The following is a 5,521-nucleotide window of genomic DNA, read 5'->3' as shown; positions in this document are numbered from 1 at the left end:
TTTAGAATTTTAAAACGCAGTTTATGGGTCATTTAACTCGCTAGAATGATCAAATGATTAATAAACTGAAACAAGTTTCGGTAAATTTTAGGCAAAAAAAAGCCCGCTAGGGAGCGGGCAAACAACAAGTTGAAGGAAGTAATCCAGGGAACGCATTTTAACAATGCTACACAATGACAAATCAGTAATCACTGTGTATATGAAACTAGGGTTAGCACCATTTGGGTGCGTGTCCTCGTGTTTACAGGATGTATATTACGCATGAATGGAATTTTCATCAAACTAGAAAAATTATTTTTTCAGATTAAAAAAACTAATGTCAAGAAACTTAATGTTGTTCGGATAATCACCAGTTAATTCTTTGTAAATTTATATGGTGTTGTATTTAAACAAAAAAATGAAATTGTCTGATAATTGCTCTATAAGTTTTATTGTTTTAGTGAGATCCGTATTTGTTAGTTTTGCCTATTTATGCACGAAAAATGAATAAACGCTTGGTTTATTTAAGTTTCATTTACTAAAAAGTCATCATTTAGTAGGGGAAACTGAATCTTTGCGTTTTTTTTGTTCAGTTAATGCAATTCTTATTGCATAGCCATTGTATGCGTGTATTAGTATGGTTAAACTAAATCTAATGCTGTGAGGGAACTTTCAAAGCATCAAGTGAACTAACCCTTGACTATCAACAATTTCAGGAGTGAGCAGTGGCCACCGAAATCTCAATTTTTGACTTAATACTTAAAGCTAGTTTTGTGGTGCAACTGGTGATGCTGACATTAGTATTAATGTCTATTTTTTCATGGGCTATGATCATTCAACGCCGTAAGGCGCTCACTGCAGCAAAAACAAATGCTAAAAAATTTGAAGATAAATTTTGGTCGGGAGTTGATTTAAGTAAGCTTTACGCTGAGCTTTCTGCACGTAATGAAGTTGATGGTCTTGAAGCCATGTTTACAGCAGGTTTTAAAGAGTACGCGCGACTTGCCAAAAATAATCATGCGTCGCCAGGTTCTATTTTAGATGGCACACATCGAGCGATGCGTGTAACACTCTCTAGGGAAATAGAAAAATTAGAATCAAGTTTGTCGTTCTTAGCGACAGTTGGCTCAATCAGTCCTTATATCGGCCTTTTTGGTACTGTATGGGGTATTATGACTGCATTTATTGCACTTGGTTCAGTAAAGCAAGCCACCTTACAAATGGTAGCGCCAGGTATTGCTGAAGCACTTATTGCAACTGCAATGGGCTTATTTGCCGCTATTCCTGCAGTTATTGCATTTAACCGTTTTTCTCACACAGTTGAAAAAGTAGAATCATCTTACGGTAATTTTATGGAAGAGTTTTCTAATATTCTTCATCGTCAAGCTGTGGCAAATGTGGATGCTAAATAATGTATCAACGTAAGAAACGTCGCCCCGTCGCCGAAATCAACGTTGTTCCGTACATTGATGTGATGTTGGTATTGCTAATTATTTTCATGGCAACGGCTGCGGTAATTACCCATGGCGTAAAAGTCGATTTACCCAAAATGGAAGAGTCTGAACTTGTCGAAGCGACAGAAGCTCCACCAATTGTGGTATCGATTGATGCCGATGGGAATTATTATGCAAGCATAGGTATTGATCCTGAAGCTCCGATGGAAGCGGTTGATATTGCAGCGCAAGTTAAACTTGCTTTAGATAAAGATCCTAAAACACCGGTGATGCTAAAAGGAGACGGGAAGGTAACTTACCAAGAAGTACTCCTACTAATGGATTTCCTTAAAAGAGCGGGCGTACCGTCGGTCGGATTAATGACGGAGTCATTTGAGCAGTAACTATGAAGAACGACTTTAACGCGGCTCTTATCAAATCTGCATTGCTGCACCTTGCCATCATTGTGGCTTTTGTAATTGGTGGATTACTAAAGCCATCAAAACCACAAGTAATGGAAGTAACTCTCAATGCATCTAATAAGCCTGAACAAAAAGCTGTTGAGGCGGTATCCGTTGATACTAAAGCAGTTGAAAAGCGTATTAATGAGCTAAAAAAGCAAGAAGCGGACAAAAAAGCAGCTGAAGCTAAACGTATTCGTGATTTAGAACGCCGTGCAGCTAATGCGAAAAAGAAACGTGAAGCAGAGGCTAGACGTATCGCTAAATTAGAAAAAGAACGAATTCGCAAAGAAAAAGAAAAGAAAAAGGCAGAAGCAGCTGCACGTGAAGCAAAGAAAAAGCAACAAGCTGAGCAGAAAAAAGCCGCTGATGCGAGAAAAAAAGCTGAAGAATTAGCGAAAAAACGAAAAGCTGAAGAAGAGAAACTGAAAAAAGCGGAAGCTAAACGCAAAGCCGATGCAGAAGCCGCACGTCAAAAAGCGCTCGCTGAAAAAATGATGCAGGAGCAATTGGCTGCTGAAGCTGCAGCACGCAGTCGCGCAAAACAAGCACAAGTACTTTCTGAAGTGGAAAAATACACAGCGCTAATTACCGCAAAAATCCAGCGAAACTTATTATTAGACGACAATATGAAAGGTAAAGAGTGTCGTTTGAATTTACGTCTTGCATTTAATGGCTTAGTTACCCAAGTGGAAGCCCTAAGTGGTGATAAGCAAGTATGTGAAGCAACAATTCGTGCGGTACGCCGTGCAGATACTTTACCTGTATCCAAAGATAAAGCTGTGTTTGAACAGCTGAAAAACATTAATTTAACCATTCAACCAGATATTTAAGGGATAACATGATTAGCGCATTGCAAAAATGGGCTTTTGCCGCAGTACTTTTGGTTAGTACAGCAGCGAATGCCGCTCTTGAAATTGTAATTACCGAAGGTGTGGATTCAGCGCGCCCGATTGGGATCGTGCCATTTAAATATAACGGTACAGGTGAAGCACCAAATGAAATTACCGATGTGATTGCTGCAGATTTACGTCGAAGTGGCCGTTTTAACCCAGTAGCTCCAATTAATATGCCGCAGCGTCCAAGTAATGATACTGAAGTTGATTACAGTGCGTGGGTGTCTGAAGGTGTTGAAGCAATTTTAGTGGGCACTATTACTGAGCAGATGGGTGCACGCTACTTGGTTAGTTATCAATTAATTGATGTTATTCGCGGTCAAATCACAGGTGGCGATACAAAGATTTTAAGTAAAGGGCGTTTAGTTAATTCCGAAGATCATATTCTAGATTCGCGCCAAACTGTGATTGGCAGTGACAGTTTCCGCCGTTACGGTCACCGTATAAGTGATGTGGTTTATGAAGCATTAACAGGTGAACGTGGCGCATTTTTAACTAAGATTGCCTATGTGATAGTGCGTGACAATGAAGAGCGTCCATATCAATTAGTTATTGCTGATTATGATGGTTATAACGAGCAAACATTATTACGTTCTAAAGAACCTCTTATGTCGCCAACATGGTCACCTGATGGCACTAAATTAGCGTATGTTACGTTCGAGAATCGTCAAAGCCAAATCTATATTCAAGACATTTACACTGGCAAACGTGAGCGTTTAACTGCTTATAAAGGCATTAATGGCGCACCTAAGTTTTCACCTGATGGCACTCAGCTAGCAATGGTACTGTCAAAAGACAAAAATGGTGCCACTGAAGTATACGTTTTAGACTTGAAAGCAAAGAAATCTCGTCGTATTACCAGACATAGAAGTATCGACACTGAACCAAGCTGGCATCCAAATGGTAAAGAAATTATATTTACGTCGGAAAGGGCTGGTAATGCTCAGATTTATAGCGTAAATTTAGCAACTGGTAAGAAAAGAAGACTTACTTTTGATGGTGATATGAATTTAGCGGGTTCAATTACACCTGATGGTAACAACTTAGTTATGGTAAATCGCACATTAGGTCGATACCATATTGCTAAAAAAGATTTAAAATCAGGTGACTTTAGTGTGCTAACACGCACTCGTTTAGATGAATCGCCAAGCATTGCGCCAAATGGCTCAATGATTATCTATAGTACGTTACATAATAATAAACAGGTCCTTGCATTGGTATCAATGGATGGACGGTTTAAAGCTCGCCTTCCTGTTGCGGAAGGTGAAGTTAAGGCACCTGCGTGGTCGCCATTTTTGTAAAGATTACAGGTTAGACTTTTAAAAAAGGAATCAACTCAATGCAACTTAACAAACTACTAAAGAGCTTACTCATTGCAGTGCCTGTAATGACGTTAGCTGCTTGTAGCTCTTCTTCAACTGTAGAAGAAGATACATCTGCGAACCAAAGCAACCAAGGTCAAGAAGAAACAGTACAAGTTGAAACTGTTGTTAAAGAAAAAACACCAGAAGAAATTCTTGCTGAAAAATACGAAGCACTTCGCCAAGAGCAAATCGTATACTTCGACTTTGATAAATCAACAGTACGTAGTGATTATGTTGAGTTACTTCAAGCTCACGCTGATTTCTTAGTTAAGAACCCAAGTGTAAAAGTACTTGTTGAAGGTCACGCTGATGAGCGCGGTACACCTGAGTACAACATCGCACTAGGTGAGCGTCGTGGTCAAGCAGTTGCTAAATATCTACAAAGCTTAGGTGTTGCTGAAAGCCAAATCTCAGTAGTTAGCTACGGCGAGGAAAAGCCAATGGTTAAGACTCGTACTGAAGATGCTTTCGCGAAAAACCGTCGCGCAGTTTTAGTATACTAATATAGAAGTTAATATGATTAAGCCGAAAGTTATTTTGGCAACCATGTTACTTAGCGGGAGCAGTCAGTTATTGGCTGCTCCCGCTCCTGTTTCTGAAGTAGGTGCAAGCTCAAGCATGTCGTCCACGGCATTTGAAACTCGCTTACAAACTTTGGAACGCATGGTTGCAAACAGAAATGTGCAGTTTTTAGAGCTGCAACAGCAATTAGAGTCTCTGCAAGATGAAGTAAGCCAATTACGTGGTATTACTGAAGAGCAGGGCTACCAACTTGAAAAAGTGTTACAACGCCAACGTGAGTTGTACCAAGAAATCGAAACACGTGTCTCAAGTAGCTTAAGTGCGACTACACCTGTTAACGAATTAGTGACAGACAGTGCTTCGGGTACAATGAGTAGTAACCTGAATGAAAATGATGCATACGATCGCGCAGTGCAGTTAATTATGCAGGATAAGCGCTATGATGATGCAATTCCAGAATTTAAGGCGTTTTTAGAGAATTTTCCAGAATCAGTATATGTGCCAAATGCGCATTATTGGTTAGGGCAATTGCTAACGATTAAAAATGATAGTAAAGGTGCTCTTTCGCACTTTGAGAGCTTAGTAAATGGGTTTCCTGATTCAAATAAGCGCTCAGATGCAATGTTAAAGCTGGCAACGACCTACATTAAAGAGGGTGAAACAGCGCGAGCTAAAAAAATCTTAAATGATTTGGTTGCGCAATACCCAGATTCAACCCCAGCAAAATTAGCGGTTGAAAAACTAGCGAGTCTTAATTAAGACTCGCCAGATTCATTTTTTGTAAATGAAAAGTGAAAACATAATCACTTATTAGGCTAATCTTAAGATGTTGGTATAAAATTAGCCAACTGAGTTATAAAACTTAA

Annotated in this window: 6 protein-coding genes; all 6 read left to right on the top strand. The window is 39.4% G+C overall.

The window, feature by feature from the left end:
- Positions 1-704: 704 nt before the first annotated feature.
- From tolQ to ybgF, 6 genes are read left to right on the top strand one after another with little or no spacing between them, the layout of a single operon-like run.
- Positions 705-1,391 (top strand): protein TolQ, encoded by a 687-nt coding sequence (gene tolQ, locus ON073_RS19900; protein WP_274763615.1) that lies wholly within the window; start codon positions 705-707, stop codon positions 1,389-1,391.
- A complete protein-coding gene (gene tolR, locus ON073_RS19895) occupies positions 1,391-1,816 on the top strand; it encodes a protein TolR (protein WP_274763614.1) in 426 nt (141 codons plus the stop codon). Before tolQ ends, tolR begins: the two co-directional genes overlap by 1 nt.
- Positions 1,817-1,818: 2 nt before the next feature.
- Positions 1,819-2,706 (top strand): cell envelope integrity protein TolA, encoded by an 888-nt coding sequence (tolA, locus tag ON073_RS19890; RefSeq protein WP_274763613.1) that lies wholly within the window; start codon positions 1,819-1,821, stop codon positions 2,704-2,706.
- 8 nt (positions 2,707-2,714) lie between these two features.
- A complete protein-coding gene (gene tolB / locus ON073_RS19885) occupies positions 2,715-4,070 on the top strand; it encodes a Tol-Pal system beta propeller repeat protein TolB (protein WP_274763612.1) in 1,356 nt (451 codons plus the stop codon).
- A gap of 38 nt (positions 4,071-4,108) precedes the next feature.
- A complete protein-coding gene (gene pal / locus ON073_RS19880; RefSeq protein WP_274763611.1) occupies positions 4,109-4,636 on the top strand; it encodes a peptidoglycan-associated lipoprotein Pal in 528 nt (175 codons plus the stop codon).
- 16 nt (positions 4,637-4,652) lie between these two features.
- Positions 4,653-5,414, top strand: a complete 762-nt coding sequence (gene ybgF, locus ON073_RS19875; RefSeq protein WP_274763616.1) for a tol-pal system protein YbgF — start codon at positions 4,653-4,655, stop codon at positions 5,412-5,414.
- Positions 5,415-5,521: the final 107 nt, after the last annotated feature.

The sequence above is a fragment of the Pseudoalteromonas sp. G4 genome (genome assembly GCF_028875915.1).
Taxonomy (GTDB): Bacteria; Pseudomonadota; Gammaproteobacteria; order Enterobacterales; family Alteromonadaceae; genus Pseudoalteromonas.
The sequence above is the reverse complement of the archived record's forward strand: the minus strand, read 5'-3'. Positions and strand labels throughout refer to the sequence as shown.